Raw genomic sequence first — 16,741 nt, 5'->3', positions numbered from 1 at the left:
CCATCCGAATACAACATTGGATGGACGATGCCATTCTAATCACCCAGGGCGGGGTGGATTCTAGAGGTATTCCTTTGCGTTGTGTCACTTTTATGGAAGTGCTGGTGGCGTCATCGGCGCGGCGTGAAATTTTGCAAAACTGCGCTATAACCTAAGATAACCAGCGCGGTGCACGGGTACGAAACTGCGCGATACCTAATTACAAGACAACCAGAAGCACCAGGGCGATTACCGCACACGCAAAGCCGATACCGAGGAGCACCATAATGCGACGCTGAGCGGCGCTGCGTTCCTTTTCAGCGGTGAGGCTGCGCCGGGCGGCGGCCAGTTCACTCCGTACGTCAGCAAGACTGGCTTCCAAATCGGCTACTTGCTCGGTGCGTTCTTGGGCAATCCTCTCGCGTTCTTCTAGGTTGCGGATCGACTGGGAAAGATCAGCGGTGAGAACCGTGGACTTGGAAGCGGAAGCATCGCGTTCGCGTTCCAGGAGCGCCGTCCTCTCCTCTTCTTCTTGCAAGAGTTTTTCGAGCTGGGTAGTGCGAGTATAAAGTTCGGCGGCGCGCTTATTGGCGTCATCGAGCCGTTGCTGGGCGTGTTCGAGGGCGCTACGTTCGCCTTGCCGGAAATCTTGGACGGCAACCAGTTGCGCTACTTGGCCACGCAAAACATCGGCCTCGTCAGAAGAGTCTTGAAACTTTTCGGTGGCAGCCGAAAGTTCGGAGGTGACGCGATTGAGTTCCGCCTCAAAATCACGGGCGCGGTGTTCGGCGGTTTCTGCCCGCGTTTGGGCCGAAACCGCCGCGGCGCGAGCCTGGCGTTCCCCTTCTTGCGCAATCGCGAGTTCTTGGGTGCGTTGTTGCTCTTGGGCGCGGACCCGGGCCAGTTCGACTGTCAACTGGGAAGCCCGTTGCGCCGAATCTGTGGCTTGCTGTTTGAGTATGCGATGGTTTTCTTCGAGTTGCGCCGCGGCTGCTTCCGCGTTGGCGCGGGCCTGGCGTTCCGCATTGAGTTGTTCACGCAAACGCGTATGCCCGGGAACTGCCCGCGGCTCTTCGCTGGCTTGCGCAGACGCATAGCTACGGGATCTGCGGGCACGCCTGCCAGAAACTTCCCGTTCAGCCATCTTTCCTCCTCTACGGATAAAACCTCGCACACCTCAGGTGGCGCACCGGCTTGATTAAGTTATTACCGGACTTACCCCGAACTCATTCGCCCGGGACTTACCCCGAACTCGTTTGCCCGGGACTTACCCCGAACTCGTTTGCCCGGGACTTACCCCGAACTCAACCGGTCTCGCCCCGAGCAGCGCTAGTTAGGTCCGACTTTACTTGACGTACCGGCCCCGCGGCGGGCGCGTCAATGTGGCATCGGCCTAGCTATGTGACCGGAGAACCGGTTGCCACGCATGTTGCGGAGCTAGTTTGGGAGCCGTTGCTCGCGCGGCTAATCCCAGTTCGCGCGGCAAAGCACTGCTCGCGCGGTGCGGATTTCGCCGCCAGGGCTCCGGCTAACCTACCGTTCCTTATTTGCCAAAAAATCGACTAGCTCAACTTACCAGCTAGTGATTTCCCCTGCGCGGGGCGAAAGTACGAACCGGCCGGCGAATTTTCGGGCTACGTGTGCGCCTTCCTCGGAGGCACATGCGCCGCGTGCAACTTCACGCCCGCCTGTGGCGCGTGCGCTGCGCCTAGCATCGCGAGCGGCTTTGGGATAGCTAGCATCGTGCCTTTTGCTGGTTTCGCGCTGTCCCCGCGTCGCGCCTTTTCTCCGGCTGCGCGCCGCTCCAGCAAAGTGCCCTCCCGCTGCGTTTGCGGCGCGCTTGGCACAGATGCCTCCCGCTGCGTTTGCGCCTACCTCCTATGCTAGGAGGCATGGGTACACGTGAGGAACATGATTCGTTGGGAACCGTAAAGGTTCCTGCCAACCGCCTGTGGGGTGCACAAACCGAGCGGAGTTTGGAGAACTTTCCGATCGGGCGGCCCGGTTTCGTATGGGGCGGGCCGCTCATTCGTGCTTTCGGGCTCCTCAAATACGCGGCCGCGCAGGTCAATATGGAACTGGGGCGCCTAGACACAACTCGAGGAGAACTTATTAGCCGTGCCGCCCGCGAAGTAGCTGCTGGCGAGCACGACGCCGAATTTCCGCTCGTGGCTTTCCAAACCGGTTCGGGCACGCAAACCAATATGAATGCCAATGAAGTGATTGCGAACCGGGCCAATATTCTGGCCGGCGGGAGTGCGGGCACCTACACGCCGGTACATCCCAATGATCACGTGAATCGCGGCCAATCTTCCAATGACACTTTCCCCACGGCCATGCATGTGGCAATCGCCGAACAGCTGCGGGAAAAACTGTATCCGGCCGCTACCCAGCTGGCGGAAGCATTGCGCGCTAAAGAAAAAGAGTATGCCAACCTTGTGATGACGGGGCGCACCCATTTGGAAGACGCGACTCCGGTCACCTTGGGCCAGGTGTTTTCCGGGTGGGCACAGCAGGTCGATTTCGCACTCGCCGCCATCCGGCAGGCAGAAAAAGCAGTGTTGGCGCTGGCAATCGGCGGCACTGCCGTGGGAACCGGGCTAAATACGCACCCGGACTTTGGGGCCCGGGTGGCAAGCGTGATTGCTCAAGAAACCGGGATCGAGTTCCGGCGGGAAGATAATCTTTTCTTCGCCCTTTCCGCGCACGACGCCGTCGTCGAACTTTCTGCCTCGCTACGCACCTTGGCAGGTGCCTTACTGAAAATTGCGAACGATATTCGGTGGTATGCTTCCGGGCCGCGCACGGGCATCGGGGAGTTGCATATTCCGGCAAATGAGCCGGGCAGTTCGATTATGCCGGGAAAGGTGAATCCGACGCAGGCCGAGGCGCTGACGATGGTGTGCGTGAAGGTTTATGGCAACGACGCCACGGTGGCATTTGCGGGGTCGCAGGGGAATTTCCAGCTCAATGTGTATAAGCCAGTAATGGCGTGGTGCACATTGGAGTCGATTTCTTTGCTCGGGGAGGCAATCGCGTCCTTCACGCAACGGTGCGTGGTGGGAATTACTCCGCAAAAGGAGAATATCGCCGCGCATCTAGCCGATAATCTCATGCTCGTAACGGCGCTTTCGCCACATATTGGTTACGAGGCCGCCGCAAAAATCGCGCGCGACGCCGAAGCATCCGGGCAGTCTTTACGCGAGGCGGCGCTGGCGGCCGGGATAAGTGCAGATGATTTCGACCGCTGGGTAGATCCGCAGGCCATGGTCTAAGAATTACCAAACCGTAGGTAACTAGCGAACCGCAGGACGGGGTAGCGCCCGGGCCACCCGGCGGCGGGACTGAGAGAAAGCTTAGCCCGGCGGGGCAGAACCCCGCCGGGCGGGTGCGGTGCTAACCGGAGGGTGCTAGCGCCGCGGGAAGCAGCCTCGGGACCCGTATTTTCGAAGCAAACAAACCACAAGTTGCTTCGAATCACCGAGGCTGGCCAGCGCAAATGCGCGGCAGGTCTATATTTCGAAAACAAAAACGCTACGCCCCGCGCGCCGGTGTTCACTCAGCGAAAGGCGCAACTGACGCGCGGGGCGCTACACGTAAAGCAGGTTTGTGCGGAGAACCTACTGAGCTAAATGATAATTGTTCTCAACAGTGAGTCAAGACCCGTCCAAAAATCCCCATCGATTTCACTAATTCCGCGGTTTCTGTTTTTTTGGGGTTGTGGCACGCACCAATTCCGCGGTTTAGTGGCGTGGTAACCAGCGCAGAAAACGCGGAATTGGTGGTTCGATACCTTTCGCACAAACCGCGGAATTAGTTCTGAGGGGTGCGAGAGCCGCTGGTTTAGCGCAATGTCTCACTGCGTGTTTAGCTCAGGCGGAAATGCGTGTTTAACCCGTGCGGAAGGACGTGCGCTTAGCCACATGTGGGAGGCATGCGCTTAGTTCGTACGAAAAGCTGTTTCGGGTGGGTCGAAGGGAACTCCGGAGGGGAGCTGCACGCCGGGCCGGGTTAGCATTTCGTAGCGGTAGCGGGTGCCAGTTTTGGAAAACTGCCAGCTTTCCGAGCTAGGCGCTGCGGCCCGCAAAAGCCAGGTTCCCGATAGCGGCGGCGCGAACACATCGGCGTCGTCCACCTTCATATCTACCGCGGTACGTACCAAAATATCGGCTAGCGGTTCTGCCTCCGCATAAATCCGGGCACCTCCCGCTACCCACAACAAATCTGTGCCCAGCGCCGCCGCTTCGCTAAGCGCTTGCGGGAAGCTCGTAACCACCCGGGCTTTTCCCGCGTCAAAATCCGGATTCGTAGTCAGCACAAAAGTGGGGGAGCCTTTAATTACGCGCGCCCCGGTAGCCAGCCAGGTACGCCGGCCCATAACGAGCGGCCGGCCGCGTACACTTTCCCGAAAGAAGGAACGGTCTTCCGGGATATCCCAGGGCAAATCCATTCCCTGCGCGAGCGCCCCATTCGCGGACTGCGCCCAAATCATGCCAATGAGCACGGCACCTCCTAAGCAGTAACAGCTTTATATCGCAACAGCCTTAGCGGCAACGGCGTCTCCCTATACGGCCACCGGTGCGGAAATTTTTGGATGGTGCCGGTACCCGTCAGAAGCGTCAATATCGTCCATTTCGTATTCGAAAATTGAAGGGGCTTTGCGCAGGTGCAAAGTGGGGAAGGGGTACGGTTCGCGGGAAAGCTGCTCCCGCACCTGCTCCACATGGTTCGAATAAATATGGCAATCCCCGCCGGTCCAAATAAATTCGCCCACTTCTAGGTCAACCTGTTGCGCCACCATATGCGTCAGCAAGGCATACGAGGAAATATTGAAAGGAACGCCCAAGAACAAATCGGCCGAACGCTGATACAGCTGGCAAGAAAGCTTTCCGTCTGCCACATAAAACTGGAACAGTGCGTGGCACGGCTGTAGCGCCATCGCCTCCAAATCGCTCACATTCCATGCCGAAACAATGAGACGGCGCGAATCCGGGTTTTCCCGCAGCTCCGAAATCAGGTTCGCGATCTGGTCAATATGCCCGCCATCGGGCGTGGGCCAACTCCGCCACTGATACCCGTAAATCGGCCCGAGTTCGCCTTCGCTATCCGCCCATTCATCCCAGATAGAAATCCCGTTTTCTTGGAGCCAAGCAATATTCGTCGAACCCGAAAGGAACCACAGCAACTCGCCCTTCACGGATTTCATGGGCACAAATTTCGTGGTAATGCGCGGGAATCCCTCCGCCAAGTTATAACGCAACTGTTGCCCAAACACCGAAAGTGTGCCGGTTCCTGTGCGGTCACCCTTTCGCGTCCCCTCCCGCAGGGTGTAAGCAAGCAGGTCTTCATACTGTCGGTTCACTTTTGCCATGCCGCCAGTGTAGAAGTTTTTGGGAAGAAGATCGACGCCGTACCAGCGCGCTGCCCGCTACCGTATCGTTCATCCCGCCACCGTGATAGGCATTCCGCCGGTTGCTGGGGGAGCGGTTGCCGGGGGACCGGTTGCCGGGGGAGCGGTTGCCGGGGGTGGTAGTCCTGCCCGCCAGCGCCGTATTATCCGCCCCGCGACCGTGATAGCACGCATATGTAACGCGATAGCGCACATGCGTAATCCGCAAGGCCTCGACCATAGTTAGTTGCTATTTGGAATTCGCATCATTGCGAGTACCAGCCGGTTCCTTGCGGATTATTTGCTATTTTATTATTACTTGCTACTTGCTACTTGCTACTTGCTACTTGCTACTTGCTACTTGCTACTTGCTACTTGCTACTTGCTACTTGCTACTTGCTACTTGCTACTTGCTACTTGCTACTTGCTACTTGCTACTTGCTACTTGCTACTTGCTACTTGCTACTTGCTACTTGCTACTTGCTACTTGCTACTTGCTACTTGCTACTTGCTACTTGCTACTTGCTACTTGCTACTTGCTTGCTACTTGCTACTTGCTACTTGCTACTTGCTACTTGCTACTTGCTACTTGCTACTTGCTACTTGCTACTTGCTACTTGCTACTTGCTACTTGCTACTTGCTACTTGCTACTTGCTACTTGCTACTTGCTACTTGCTACTTGCTACTTGCTACTTGCTACTTGCTAGGGCCCGACCCCCGGAAAGTGGACATGGGGGTGGTGTTTATGCTGCAAGGTCAAGTGTAGCTGACGCGTGTTTTTCGAAGGTGTCTGGGGCCTGGTAATTGCACCAGGTGTGCAATCGTTTCGTGTTATACCGAGTACACCACGCAAAGACCTGCCGGCGGCAGGAGAGCATGTTGGGGAAAACCTTCGCATTTTTGAGAACTTCTCGTTTGAGCGTTGCATTAAATGACTCTGCCAGCGCGTTATCGGCACTACTGCCTACAGCTCCCATGGATTGTTGTACTCCCAACTGGCGGCATGTTTCTTGAAATACAGAGGAGGTGTATACACTGCCGTGATCAGAATGGAAAATCGTTCCACGCAAGGATCCTCGCTGGTCTGCGGCCATCAGTAATGCCTCTCGGGCGAGTTCAACACGCATGTGATCTGCAATCGCAAAACCGACCAGTTTCCGGGAGAAACAGTCAATCACAGTAGCCAGATACATATTCTTTTGCCCGGCAAGGGGAAGATATGTAATGTCCCCGACAAGCTTGTCGTTAGGCCTGGCCGCGGTGAAATCACGCTCGAGAAGATCATCAAAGACCCGCTTATGTGGATCACTGACAGTAGTGCGAACACGACGTTTTTTCGTAAAACCTGCCAACCCGAGAGCTTTCATCACCCGTGCTACGCGTTTGTGATTTACCGGCTGGTCCGGGGTCTGCGCAGTAAGCAACGCGGCTATACGTTTAGCACCATACAAGCCACCTTCCGCCTCGAAAGCGATCCGAATTCGCTCCCCTAGCAGCCCGTCAGCGTATACCTGTTGCTCGCGCCGGGCCGCATTTGCGGCCCACTTGTAATAGGAAGAACGCCTTACTTTCAGTACGGTACACATCCGCTTGACTGAGAACTCAGTACGGTGGTCCTCGATGAACTTGAAGCGGATCACAAGCCCATCTCCTTCGCGAAATACTGCGCCGCCTTGCGCAAAATATCGCGTTCTTCTTTCAAAAGCGCGTTTTCCTTTTCGAGTTGTCGGATTCTCTCTGCTTCAGATAAGACCCGCGCCGCCTCTGCTTCTTTGCGCCGCCTGGCCCGCACCCCGGTGCCAAACTGGTTTACCCAGTTTTGCAGCGAATTACGATTAATTCCCAGATCAGAAGCAACCTGCGCCATTGAAGCCTCGCTGGACTCGTACGCGGCTACCGCGTCTTTCTTGAACTGCGCGGAATATGTTTTACGGGACATGGTAGAAGACTACCTTTCTCCGGCTGAACGCCGGGGCTAGCCTATGTCCACCAACAGGGGGTCAGGTCCCTACTTGCATGCGAATGCTCGCCACCCGCTACTAGCTATTCGTATTCGCATGTAGCGAGCTGATTGTTTGCACATGTAGCGTGCCGAATTTTTACTTGCTCGCAGCAACCTTGGCGATGAGAGCGGCGTCGCTCTCCAAAGCACGGGCGGCCCGTTGCGAAACCGCATCCTCGATCTTCGACCCAATCAACGGCATATTAACACTGACTTCGCCGGTTGCCTGTACGGCCGACGTCGTCCCATCCACCTGGGGAGCAACCCGCAAGGTCAACTCCACCTTAACCGGAACCTTGGTGGAAACTTCGAGGTGAACAACGTCATCCTCGCGCCGCATCGTCAGCGTTGCTTGTGCACCGCTACGTAGCAGCTTGCCAACGGTTTTCGGCAAACGGTCGGCTGCCACAGTGATGTCGAGAGTGGCCTGGGTGCCATCAGTGTTAAACTCGTAATCCGAGATGGAGAACTTTTCCATCCGGGCAGTATTCAATTCGGTCGAAAGCAATGCGTCCAACACGGCTGCGGGCTCTGCCTCTACCGTGTAAGTGTGAGAAATTTGCATGAAACTACTGTGCCCTATTTACCCCCTGCCTGCCAAGCTAAGCCCAAAAATCTGGCTGACCGCTTAGTCATTTGTGTTCCGGGCATTTGCTTGTGCGGCACCAGGTGAGAGAGGGCCGGGTTTATGGCCGTGCAGTTCCGCGTATTCCTCCGCGGCAAGGTCTCGCACCGGAGCCAAAGCCGGCGAGCGTCGTACCAACAAATAAGAAGCACTCAACAAAACTAGGTAGGGAATCCCGGCATACCAAGCCACCGGTATTAACCAGAACAGGGCCACAAAAATCGCGATCGAAGCCACAATCACCAGTACCGGTACCACCGGCGCACCCCACAAACGTGCCGGAGCATCCGGCAAACCAAGCTGGGTACGGCGCCGGCGGAAAGCCAAATGCGTGAGCATCGTCAGCACCCAGGTCACCAAAATGCCGACCGTGGCGCAACCATAAAGATAGGAAAAAGCGGCATCCGGGGAAACAATCGCCAGCACGGAAGCAATCACCATTCCCAAAGTGGCGATCAAAACCGCTCCGCGCGGAGCCCCATGCGCGCTGGAACGCGCCGCAAAAGCCGGTGCCATCCCATCGATCGCCAGCGCGTGAATCATCCGGGAAGAAGAATACAAACACCCATTCGCTGCCGAAAGCGCCGCCACCAACAACACCGCATTCATAATATGCCCCGCACCCGGAATCCCTGCCGCATCCAAAGCAATTACGAAAGGCGACTGCTCAATACTCGCCAGTGGCTGGGCCGTCACCGTCCACGGCTGAATCATCACCACCACCAAGATAGCGCCCACATAAAACAGCAAGAGCCGCCAAATCATGGTGTGCGCGGCGCGCGGAATATCGCGCTCCGGATGCTGCGATTCTGCCGCCGAAACCGAAACGTTTTCAATCCCGCCAAAGGAAAAGACGGCCATGCACGCCGCCGCCAAAATACCCGGCACCCCGTAAGGCATAAACCCATCGTGGGCGGTCAAATTGACAAAACCAATCGGCTCTTGCTCCGGCAGACCGAAGAAAACGATAACCAAGCCGAGCAAAATAAAGACCGAGATTGCTACCACTTTGATCATCGAGAACCAATACTCGGAGGTGCCATACAGCCGCACCGTGGCAAGATTCAAACTCACAATAAACAGCGAGCACAGCACCGTGCCCAGCCCCTGATCCAGCCAGGGCAACCACCGATGCAGATATTTCGCGCTCGCGGTCACTTCCGCGCCCACCGCGACCAGCATCGTCACCGCGAAATTCCAGCGCGTGAGGTAACCGCCAAATCGGCCCAGGTACGACGCTGCTACGGTGCCGTGCCCGCCCGGTACCGGGTGCGCAGATACGAGTTCAGCCAGGGCCCACACGACGGCGAGGGCCAGGCTGCCCGCGAGCATATAAGAAATAACGGTAGCCGGGCCGGCGTGCTGAATGGTGCTTCCCGCGCCCAAAAACAGTCCGGTACCCAGTGCTCCGGAAAGTGCGATCATCGCGATCTGCGGGCTGGTGAGCTGGCGGGAGAGCTCGGTGTGCATGCCCGCTTTCTTGTTGCCAAGATTCTTTTGCGCCACTGTTTCCTATCCCTCATCTCGTCAGCTGCTGCTACGAGCTGCTGCTATGCGCGTCTTTTTACCAATTCCGAGGTTTGTGCGAAAGCGCGTGACGATATTTCGCAAGGCAATGTTACGCCAGCCCGTCGCTTTCCCCGGTCGGACCAGACTAGTGAAAAGTACCGGAACGTGCGCTTATAGTCCACCAAGCATGCCGAAGCACCAATTTTTGTGGCCCTAAAAAATGGGGCCTCCAAAAATGGGGCCCCAAAAACGCAAACCGCGGAATTGGTGATTGGGTGGCGCTTGGTGGCAGGAGGTGGGCGGGAGGTGGGCGCGAGGTTGCGGGAACCGAAACCGCGGAATTGGTAAATCCGGAGGTTGGGGCACAAAACGTGGGGAGCACAAACCGCGGAATTGGTTGCGGGCCGGTAAGGTGTACTTATGCCGTCTTTGAGTAACATCCTCGATCGCGCGACCGAGCTGGATACGGAAAAACGTGAATGGCTCCACCAGTTGGTGGGGGATTGGCAACTGATCGCCGATTTTGCTTTTGTGGATTTGACTCTCCTCGTCCCCATGATGGATGGGAGATTTATGATCGGTGCGGTCGCGCGCCCGGCTACGGCTTCTACGGTGCTGGATAACGACGTCGTGGGCACCCATATCTCCCCGGAACCTTCCGCGATTTTGTTCGAGGTTCTGGAAACCGGGGAACACCGCGAATTTGACCTGCACGGAATAACCTATTCCTGCTACCCGGTACGAAAAAAGGGGCAGGAACCGATCGCGGTTTTGGCTGAACTTAGTTCGGACATTCCGGGCCGGCGGGTTTCTTTGCCACATCCCTCATATGCGGACATTGAAGAAAAACTTCTGCGCATGGTTACCGAAGGGGAATTCCCGCTGGAGGATGCGCCTACCGGGTACCGCCACGGCACGCCGCGCGTCACTGACGGGTTTACCCAACTTGATGCGGAAGGGGCGGTTATTTTTTCCTCTCCGAACGCCACTTCTAATCTGCATCGGCTGGGCGTGCGCGCCACCGCCGAAGGCCAAATTTTGGCGGAACAAATCGTGTCCGTCATTGATGATAAGACGACTCTGGATGAATCTTTGCCCGTTGTGCTCATGGGCCGGGCGCCGTGGCTTTCCGAACTTGAACTACACGGCGTAGTGGTCACTTTCCGCGCGGTCCCGCTCATCGAAGACGGTAAACGCATAGGCGCGGTGCTTCTTTCTCGCGACGTTACCGAGCTGCGGCGTCGGGAAATGGAACTGGTTACCAAAGACGCCACCATCCGGGAAATCAACCACCGCGTCAAAAACAATTTGCAAACGGTTTCCGCGCTTTTGCGGATGCAAGCCCGGCGCGCTACCGACCCGGAAGTTATTGAAGACCTCGTGCAGGCCCAACGGCGGGTAGAAACAATCGCCCTCGTCCACCAGATTCTTTCCCAGTCGATCACCGAATCGGTGAATTTCGACGAAATCTTTTCGCCTTTGCTTGCCATGTCTACTGACATTGCAGCCACCGGTGTACCCGTAAAAGCCTGCCAACACGGCAGTTTCGGAAACGTGGGTGCCTCCAGTTCCACCACTTTAGCGGTGGTCCTCAACGAGCTGGTTTCGAACGCCGTCGAACACGGCCTACCGGAGGGTGGGAGCATCGACGTGATCGTCGAACGCACCGGAGATCATCTGGCGGTAGAAGTGCGCGACGACGGCGTGGGCATGGGCAGCGAAGGGCCCGGGCCAGGATTGGGCACCAAGATTGTGCGCACCATGGTAGAAGGCGAGCTGCGCGGCAATATCGAATGGAAACGCAATGACAGTGGCGGGACTTCAGTCCTGATTGATTTTGATGTGGACGTCACGGATTGACCGCGCGGGCTTTTTGAGCAGGATTTCCCGGAAAAATGCCCCCTGCTAACCGGTGTAATCGAGCACCATTTATGTGCGCGACGTTTGCGGGAGGGCGCCCAAGATAGCGCGCTTACACGCTTTTGAACTGGGCGAATAATGGAGCCGAAAAAACAGTGCTGAGCGTGGTTATTTACGGCGCTAGAATCGGTAGTGTGTGGCCAAAGTGGCCACTTAAGGAGGAAGAATGAGCCGATTCAGCGCGGTATCGTCGCTTGCGAAAGTGGAAAAGGAACTGGAAGAGCTATATGTAGAGCTCCACCAGAATCCGGAACTTTCTATGCTCGAAACCGAAACCGCGGCCCGCTTGCAAGGGCTGTTGGATAAGTTTGGATACGAAACAATGAGCATCGGCGGAGGCGTAGTAGGCATCCTCCGTAACGGGGACGGCCCGGCGGTCCTTTTCCGTTCCGATATTGATGGTTTGCCGGTGAAAGAAGAAACCGGTTTGCCGTACGCATCTACGAAAACCATGAAAGACCGCACCGGCACTGTGCAACCGGTAATGCACGCTTGCGGGCACGATATGCATATGACGGCCGCGATTGGTGCGGCTTGGGTAATGGCAGAAAATAAGGACGCCTGGAGCGGCACTTATGTGGCTCTCTTCCAACCGGCGGAAGAAACCGCGGAAGGGGCCCGCTCGATGGTCAACGATGGCTTGGTCGAAAAGGTGAATGCCAAGATTGGCAAGCTGGATGTGGCCCTCGGCCAGCACGTCCTTACCGATCCGGAAGCGGGCAAAGTGGGAACCACGGCCGGCCCGGCGCTTTCCACCGCGGCCTCGCTTCGCATCACCGTAACCGGGCGCGGCTCGCACGGCTCCATGCCGCACCTGGGTGTGGATCCGATCCTGCTGGCAGCTTCGATTGTTACCCGCTTGCAGGGAATTGTGGCCCGTGAACTCGCGCCGGCGGAGTTCGGCGTCGTGACCGTAGGTTCCATCCACGCGGGCACGCAAGCAAATATCATCCCCAATAGCGCAACCTTGCAACTCAACGTGCGGGCGTACTCGAATGAAACGCGCGAACAGATTATTGCCGCAATCAAGCGCATCGTAACCGCGGAATGCGAAGCTTCGGGTGCCCCAGAAGCTCCCGAAATCGAAGTTTATGACGTTTTCCCGCTCACCAATAACGACGCCGATGTACACAGCACCGTGCGCACCGGCTTCATCGAATACTTCGGTGCAGATCGCGTAGAACACCTCGACCCGGTCACTGCCTCCGAAGATTTCTCGATTGTGCCGGATGCTTTCGGCGTGCCGTACTGCTACTGGGGCTTTGGCGGATTTGCTAAGGACCAGCAGGTCTACCCGAACCACAATCCGCACTTTGGGCCGATTATGCAGCCAACCCTGCGCACCGGCGCGGAAGCTGCCGCGGTATCCATCCTTTCCTTCCTCGGAAAGTAAAGCTTCGGCACACTAGGGGCTAACGGGAAGCCCGGTCCACAACCGGCACCCGTAGCCGAAGACTTCCGCGCACTGGGGATTTGCCCCTTCGGTCTAGACCAAGTTACGGATGCTTGGAAGACTTCCACTCACCAGGGGCTAGGCGTTGTGCATCGCTCACCACGCACACGCTACGCACGGTATGCAACCGGCTACTTGACGCACGGTACGTAACCTGCTGCTTGACACACGGTACGCAACCTACTGTTTGACACACGGTACGTAACCAGCTGCTTGGAGCGCGGTACGCAACCTGCTTGGACGCGCTATTACCAGCTGGTATTCGCAGGTGCCCGCTAACGCACGCTGGCCGGCGAGTGCGGGAGCCGCGCGGCACCCATGCCCCTCACTTAACCGCACAAAACGCGGAATTGGTATTGCTCACCACGGAAAGATACAAAAAAGAATGGCAAAAACGAAAGAAACCACCGCTAGTAGCGGTGAAACCAAATTTGTAGGAAGTGAAAAACTTCTGTGGGGTATCGTGCTCGCGGTGCTCACCTACTGGCTGTTTGCGGGGACTCTCGGAAACCTAGTAACCGTTGTAGTTGCCGATATTGGCACGGAAAACATTTCCGAATCGGTAGTCTCGCTGGCTGCCCCGCTAGCCGGTTTGTTCTCCGGCCTCTTTATCGTAGTAATGGGCGGTTTGGGCGATAAAATCGGGCGCGTCAAGGTCACGCTTATTGGCATTGTGTTGAGCGCAATTGGTTCGCTCATGCTGGTTTTGGCGATGGGACCATTGGCTACCCCGCTGATGCTCGTGGGCCGCGCCTTGCAGGGCCTTTCCACGGCGTGCATTATGCCTTCCACCATGGCCCTGTTGAAGGCCTACTGGGATGGGCCGGCCCGCCAGCGCGCGGTGTCTATGTGGTCGATCGGTTCCTGGGGTGGTTCGGGCCTGGCCGCGCTGTTCGGCGGCCTCATATCCCAGCAACTGAACTGGCGCTGGATTTTCATTATTTCCATCGTGGTGTGCGTGTTCGCCTTCTTCATGATTCTGGGTACCCCGGAATCGAAGGCCGAAGTGGTAACGAAGAAGAAGTTCGACGTCGTTGGCCTCGTGGTCTTCCTGATCGCCTTGCTGGCCCTGATGGTGGCGCTCATGTTCGGCGCACAAATGCCCAATGGCGGTTGGGGAAGCCCGATTACGCTGGCCCTGTTCGCGATCGCCGTGGTGGGAATTATTATTTTTGTGCGCTGGGAGATGCGGCAGTCTAACCCCTTCATTGATTTCTCGCTGTTCAAGAACACCACGTTCACCGGGGCGACGATTTCGAACTTTATGATCAACGCGACCATCGGTCTGCTCAATGTTTCCCAACTCGTATTCCTGGGGGCACGCCCGCGCACGATCGAAGATTGCGGTACGGAACTGTGCCGGCAAAACTTTGTGGATCTGAACGGCGATGGGATTCATGACCAGTTCATGACCACCTGGGATGCCGGTCTGCTCACGATCACTTACGCGATCACGATTATTGCTTTCATCCGCGTGGGTGAAAAACTCCTGCAGCGCTTCGGCCCGCGCAAGCCCATGCTGTGGGGTTCGTGCATCGTGATTTTGGCTGGCGCCTGCCTCACCCCGACCTTCGTCAACCTGGGCACCTACAAGATCCTTGCCGTTATTGGTTATGGTCTGTTCGGTTTGGGCTTGGCTTTCTACGCCACGCCTTCCACCGACGCCGCACTGTCCAACTTGCCGTCCGAAAAGTCCGGTTCTGGTTCCGGTATTTACAAGATGGCTTCCTCGCTGGGCGGGGCAATCGGTTTGGCGCTCTCCCTTTCTATCTTCAACGCCCTCAAGGGTGGTGAAGGCCAGTCGGTTACGTATGCGCTGCAAATGTCTGGCGTGCAGGACAATACCTCGCTGCGGTTTGCCGGCATGGTGGTGATGCTCTTCAATATCCTGCTCACCTTGATCGCCATTATTTCGATTGCGGTGACGGTACCTAAGGGTGGCGGCACGCGGGATCTGGGTGTGGTGGCACCGAGCGCCGCACCGGAACCGCATCCTACCGACGACGAACAACGCCAGCAGATTATCGCCCACCTCTCCACACTCTCTATGGCGGAACTAGAAGCTCTGGAGCGGCAAGTATTGACAAACCGGCTTCAAGATCTAGATAGAGAAGTGCTAGTCAAGATAGTGGACGAATACCAAAGCTAGAACCGCGAGGTTCTGACTATCCAGGCCAAGCCGGGCTGGTAGTAAACAACGAATTGGTAGTGGACGCCGGATTGATAGTGGACGCTGGATTGGTAGTGGACGCTGGATTGATAGCGGACGCCCGATCGGTTGTAACTACCGGATTGGTTGTAAACAAAAACCGGTGAATATGGAGATGCGAGCCGTGGGAGCAGACGCTCCCGCGGCTCGCATCTCTAGTACTAAAACGTTATTACGCGTGTGCCGCAGCGGCTGCGGCTCGAAGTTGCCGGCTGCGCCGCCGGCGCAGCGCTTTGCGCTCATCTTCTGTCGCGCCGCCCCACACACCCGAATCTTGGCAAGAGGCTAGGGCGTAATCCAAGCACTGTTCGCGGACCGTGCAGCGTGAACACACTGCTTTGGCACGCTCTGCCTGTGCTAGTGCGGACGCCGAACTTCCAACTGGGAAAAACAGTTCGGGATCTTCTTTCAGACAGGCTGCTCGTACGCGCCAATCCATAGTGCCTCCTTCGCCCGCGTGTGGGCGTTCGTTTGCCCCGCGCGATTATTATCTGGCGCGCGGCGCCACATCGCCCGGTTGGGGCGCTCAACAAAAATGCAACAACCGATCATTGCAGAGGGCACGGGCCAGGTAAAGAGGTGGAATGTGTGAGGTTTTGACAGCGCCGAAAGCGCGGAATTAGTGATAAGGGAAGTAGTTACCCTCCCGTAGAATTTATTCTGCACTCCTGGACCCTCCTCGAGCCCGCCCGTATATTTCGAGCCCGCCCGTATATTTCGAGCCCGCCCGTATATTTCAAGCCCGCCCGTATATTCCAAGCACACCCGTAATATTGCCGGTGGCTGGAAGCGCCGATGCGCAATGCTTAGAAGGACATGTCGCCGGGGTTTACGAGCCCGGAGGCGAAGGCCAGGACCACTGCTTGTACCCGATCACGCACATGCAGTTTCGCAAAAATGCGGCCCACATGTGTTTTTACGGTTGCTTCGGCCACATCGAGGCATTCTGCAATTTCCGTGTTTGACTCCCCGCGGGCCATATGCGCCAAGACCTCCAACTCACGTTCGGTCAAACCGTCTAGGACGGAAGGATCGATGCGTTGGTCCTGGGCTTCCCGTGCGGCCACATGTGCCAGTAGACGCTTGGTGGAAGTGGGCGCGATAACGGCGTCGCCGGAAAAGACAGTACGAATGGCGCGCAACATTTCTTCCGGCGGTGCATCTTTGACGAGAAACCCGGAAGCGCCCGCGGTAACCGCGCCTATCATGTACTCATCGAGGTCAAAGGTGGTAAGCACGATAACTTTAGGGTGTGCGCCGTGAGAATATTCGGTGCTCGTGATGCGCCGGGTGGCTTCTAAGCCGTCGAGTTTGGGCATGCGCACATCCATGAGGACTACATCCACGGGCACAACTTCAAGACGTTGCAGCGCGAGTTCCCCATCGGGAGCTTCCAAAACTACTTTCATATCGTCTTGGGAATCGATAACCATGGAAAAACCGGTGCGAACAAGCTGCTGATCATCGATAATTCCCACGCGGATCAGTGGTTTTTGCGCGGCCATTTCCGAACTTTCTGCCGGATCCTGCGCCTTTACAGTTCCCACGGTGACCTCCTTACCGCCTCCGCCGGCGGTATCGCGCTAACCTCACACGGCAGCCAGTTTATGTGCTTTGCGCAATACGCACGCCGGTTGCCAGATGCCCGTGCCAG

General features: G+C 57.0%; 12 protein-coding genes. 4 read left to right on the top strand and 8 right to left on the bottom strand.

Annotated features, from left to right (window positions below; translation table 11 throughout):
• Positions 1–199 precede the first annotated feature (199 nt).
• Complete coding sequence (locus tag H8274_RS07780) at positions 200–1,123, bottom strand: coiled-coil domain-containing protein (RefSeq protein ID WP_185934235.1); 924 nt, start codon at positions 1,121–1,123, stop codon at positions 200–202.
• Between the two features lie 748 nt (positions 1,124–1,871).
• Here H8274_RS07780 and H8274_RS07775 point away from each other — a divergent pair.
• Positions 1,872–3,254 carry a class II fumarate hydratase gene (locus H8274_RS07775; protein ID WP_185934234.1) on the top strand — a complete coding sequence of 461 codons (1,383 nt, stop codon included), beginning with the start codon at positions 1,872–1,874 and terminating at the stop codon, positions 3,252–3,254.
• Between the two features lie 665 nt (positions 3,255–3,919).
• Here the strand turns inward: H8274_RS07775 and H8274_RS07770 are convergent.
• The 5 genes from H8274_RS07770 to H8274_RS07750 all read right to left on the bottom strand — a co-directional run bounded on the left by H8274_RS07770 (position 3,920) and on the right by H8274_RS07750 (position 9,502).
• Positions 3,920–4,483: a dihydrofolate reductase gene (locus H8274_RS07770; RefSeq protein WP_185934233.1), complete on the bottom strand. Its 564-nt coding sequence runs from the start codon at positions 4,481–4,483 to the stop codon at positions 3,920–3,922.
• A 60-nt stretch (positions 4,484–4,543) separates the two neighbouring features.
• Entirely contained in the window at positions 4,544–5,350 is an 807-nt protein-coding gene (locus H8274_RS07765) for a thymidylate synthase (RefSeq protein WP_185934232.1), read from the bottom strand.
• Between the two features lie 762 nt (positions 5,351–6,112).
• Positions 6,113–7,308, bottom strand: a protein-coding gene (locus H8274_RS07760) for an IS3 family transposase (RefSeq protein WP_185933549.1) whose coding sequence is annotated in 2 segments (ribosomal slippage) — positions 6,113–7,026 and positions 7,026–7,308 — 1,197 coding nt in all. Because the reading frame shifts where the segments join, the coding sequence is not laid out codon by codon here.
• A 160-nt stretch (positions 7,309–7,468) separates the two neighbouring features.
• Positions 7,469–7,936 carry a DUF2505 domain-containing protein gene (locus tag H8274_RS07755; protein ID WP_185934231.1) on the bottom strand — a complete coding sequence of 156 codons (468 nt, stop codon included), beginning with the start codon at positions 7,934–7,936 and terminating at the stop codon, positions 7,469–7,471.
• A 63-nt stretch (positions 7,937–7,999) separates the two neighbouring features.
• The gene (locus H8274_RS07750; RefSeq protein WP_244924573.1) at positions 8,000–9,502 is read right to left on the bottom strand and encodes an amino acid permease; all 1,503 of its coding nucleotides are present in this window, start codon (positions 9,500–9,502) and stop codon (positions 8,000–8,002) included.
• A 423-nt stretch (positions 9,503–9,925) separates the two neighbouring features.
• On the opposite strand from H8274_RS07750, the gene H8274_RS07745 reads away from it, so the two are divergent.
• From H8274_RS07745 to H8274_RS07735, 3 genes are all read left to right on the top strand, one after another.
• The gene (locus H8274_RS07745; RefSeq protein WP_049620465.1) at positions 9,926–11,365 is read left to right on the top strand and encodes a sensor histidine kinase; all 1,440 of its coding nucleotides are present in this window, start codon (positions 9,926–9,928) and stop codon (positions 11,363–11,365) included.
• A gap of 226 nt (positions 11,366–11,591) precedes the next feature.
• Positions 11,592–12,818, top strand: a complete 1,227-nt coding sequence (locus H8274_RS07740; protein WP_049620464.1) for an amidohydrolase — start codon at positions 11,592–11,594, stop codon at positions 12,816–12,818.
• Between the two features lie 445 nt (positions 12,819–13,263).
• A complete protein-coding gene (locus tag H8274_RS07735; RefSeq protein ID WP_065415482.1) occupies positions 13,264–15,027 on the top strand; it encodes an MFS transporter in 1,764 nt (587 codons plus the stop codon).
• 232 nt (positions 15,028–15,259) lie between these two features.
• Here the strand turns inward: H8274_RS07735 and H8274_RS07730 are convergent, their stop codons facing one another.
• Positions 15,260–15,526: a WhiB family transcriptional regulator gene (locus tag H8274_RS07730; RefSeq protein ID WP_049620462.1), complete on the bottom strand. Its 267-nt coding sequence runs from the start codon at positions 15,524–15,526 to the stop codon at positions 15,260–15,262.
• 367 nt (positions 15,527–15,893) lie between these two features.
• Positions 15,894–16,592, bottom strand: a complete 699-nt coding sequence (locus H8274_RS07725) for a response regulator (RefSeq protein ID WP_049620469.1) — start codon at positions 16,590–16,592, stop codon at positions 15,894–15,896.
• Positions 16,593–16,741: the final 149 nt, after the last annotated feature.

Origin of the sequence: Actinobaculum suis (assembly GCF_900618115.1) — a bacterium.
Classification (GTDB): domain Bacteria; phylum Actinomycetota; class Actinomycetes; order Actinomycetales; family Actinomycetaceae; genus Actinobaculum; species Actinobaculum suis.
The sequence above is the reverse complement of the archived record's forward strand: the minus strand, read 5'-3'. Positions and strand labels throughout refer to the sequence as shown.

What these genes read in the sequence shown, in the direction of transcription:
- H8274_RS07780 (WP_185934235.1), bottom strand. Translation starts at nt 1,123, where the DNA reads ATGGCTGAACGGGAAGTTTCTGGCAGGCGTGCCCGCAGATCCCGTAGC.
- H8274_RS07775 (WP_185934234.1), top strand. Translation starts at nt 1,872, where the DNA reads ATGGGTACACGTGAGGAACATGATTCGTTGGGAACCGTAAAGGTTCCT.
- H8274_RS07765 (WP_185934232.1), bottom strand. Translation starts at nt 5,350, where the DNA reads ATGGCAAAAGTGAACCGACAGTATGAAGACCTGCTTGCTTACACCCTG.
- H8274_RS07755 (WP_185934231.1), bottom strand. Translation starts at nt 7,936, where the DNA reads ATGCAAATTTCTCACACTTACACGGTAGAGGCAGAGCCCGCAGCCGTG.
- H8274_RS07745 (WP_049620465.1), top strand. Translation starts at nt 9,926, where the DNA reads ATGCCGTCTTTGAGTAACATCCTCGATCGCGCGACCGAGCTGGATACG.
- H8274_RS07740 (WP_049620464.1), top strand. Translation starts at nt 11,592, where the DNA reads ATGAGCCGATTCAGCGCGGTATCGTCGCTTGCGAAAGTGGAAAAGGAA.
- H8274_RS07735 (WP_065415482.1), top strand. Translation starts at nt 13,264, where the DNA reads ATGGCAAAAACGAAAGAAACCACCGCTAGTAGCGGTGAAACCAAATTT.
- H8274_RS07730 (WP_049620462.1), bottom strand. Translation starts at nt 15,526, where the DNA reads ATGGATTGGCGCGTACGAGCAGCCTGTCTGAAAGAAGATCCCGAACTG.
- H8274_RS07725 (WP_049620469.1), bottom strand. Translation starts at nt 16,592, where the DNA reads ATGGCCGCGCAAAAACCACTGATCCGCGTGGGAATTATCGATGATCAG.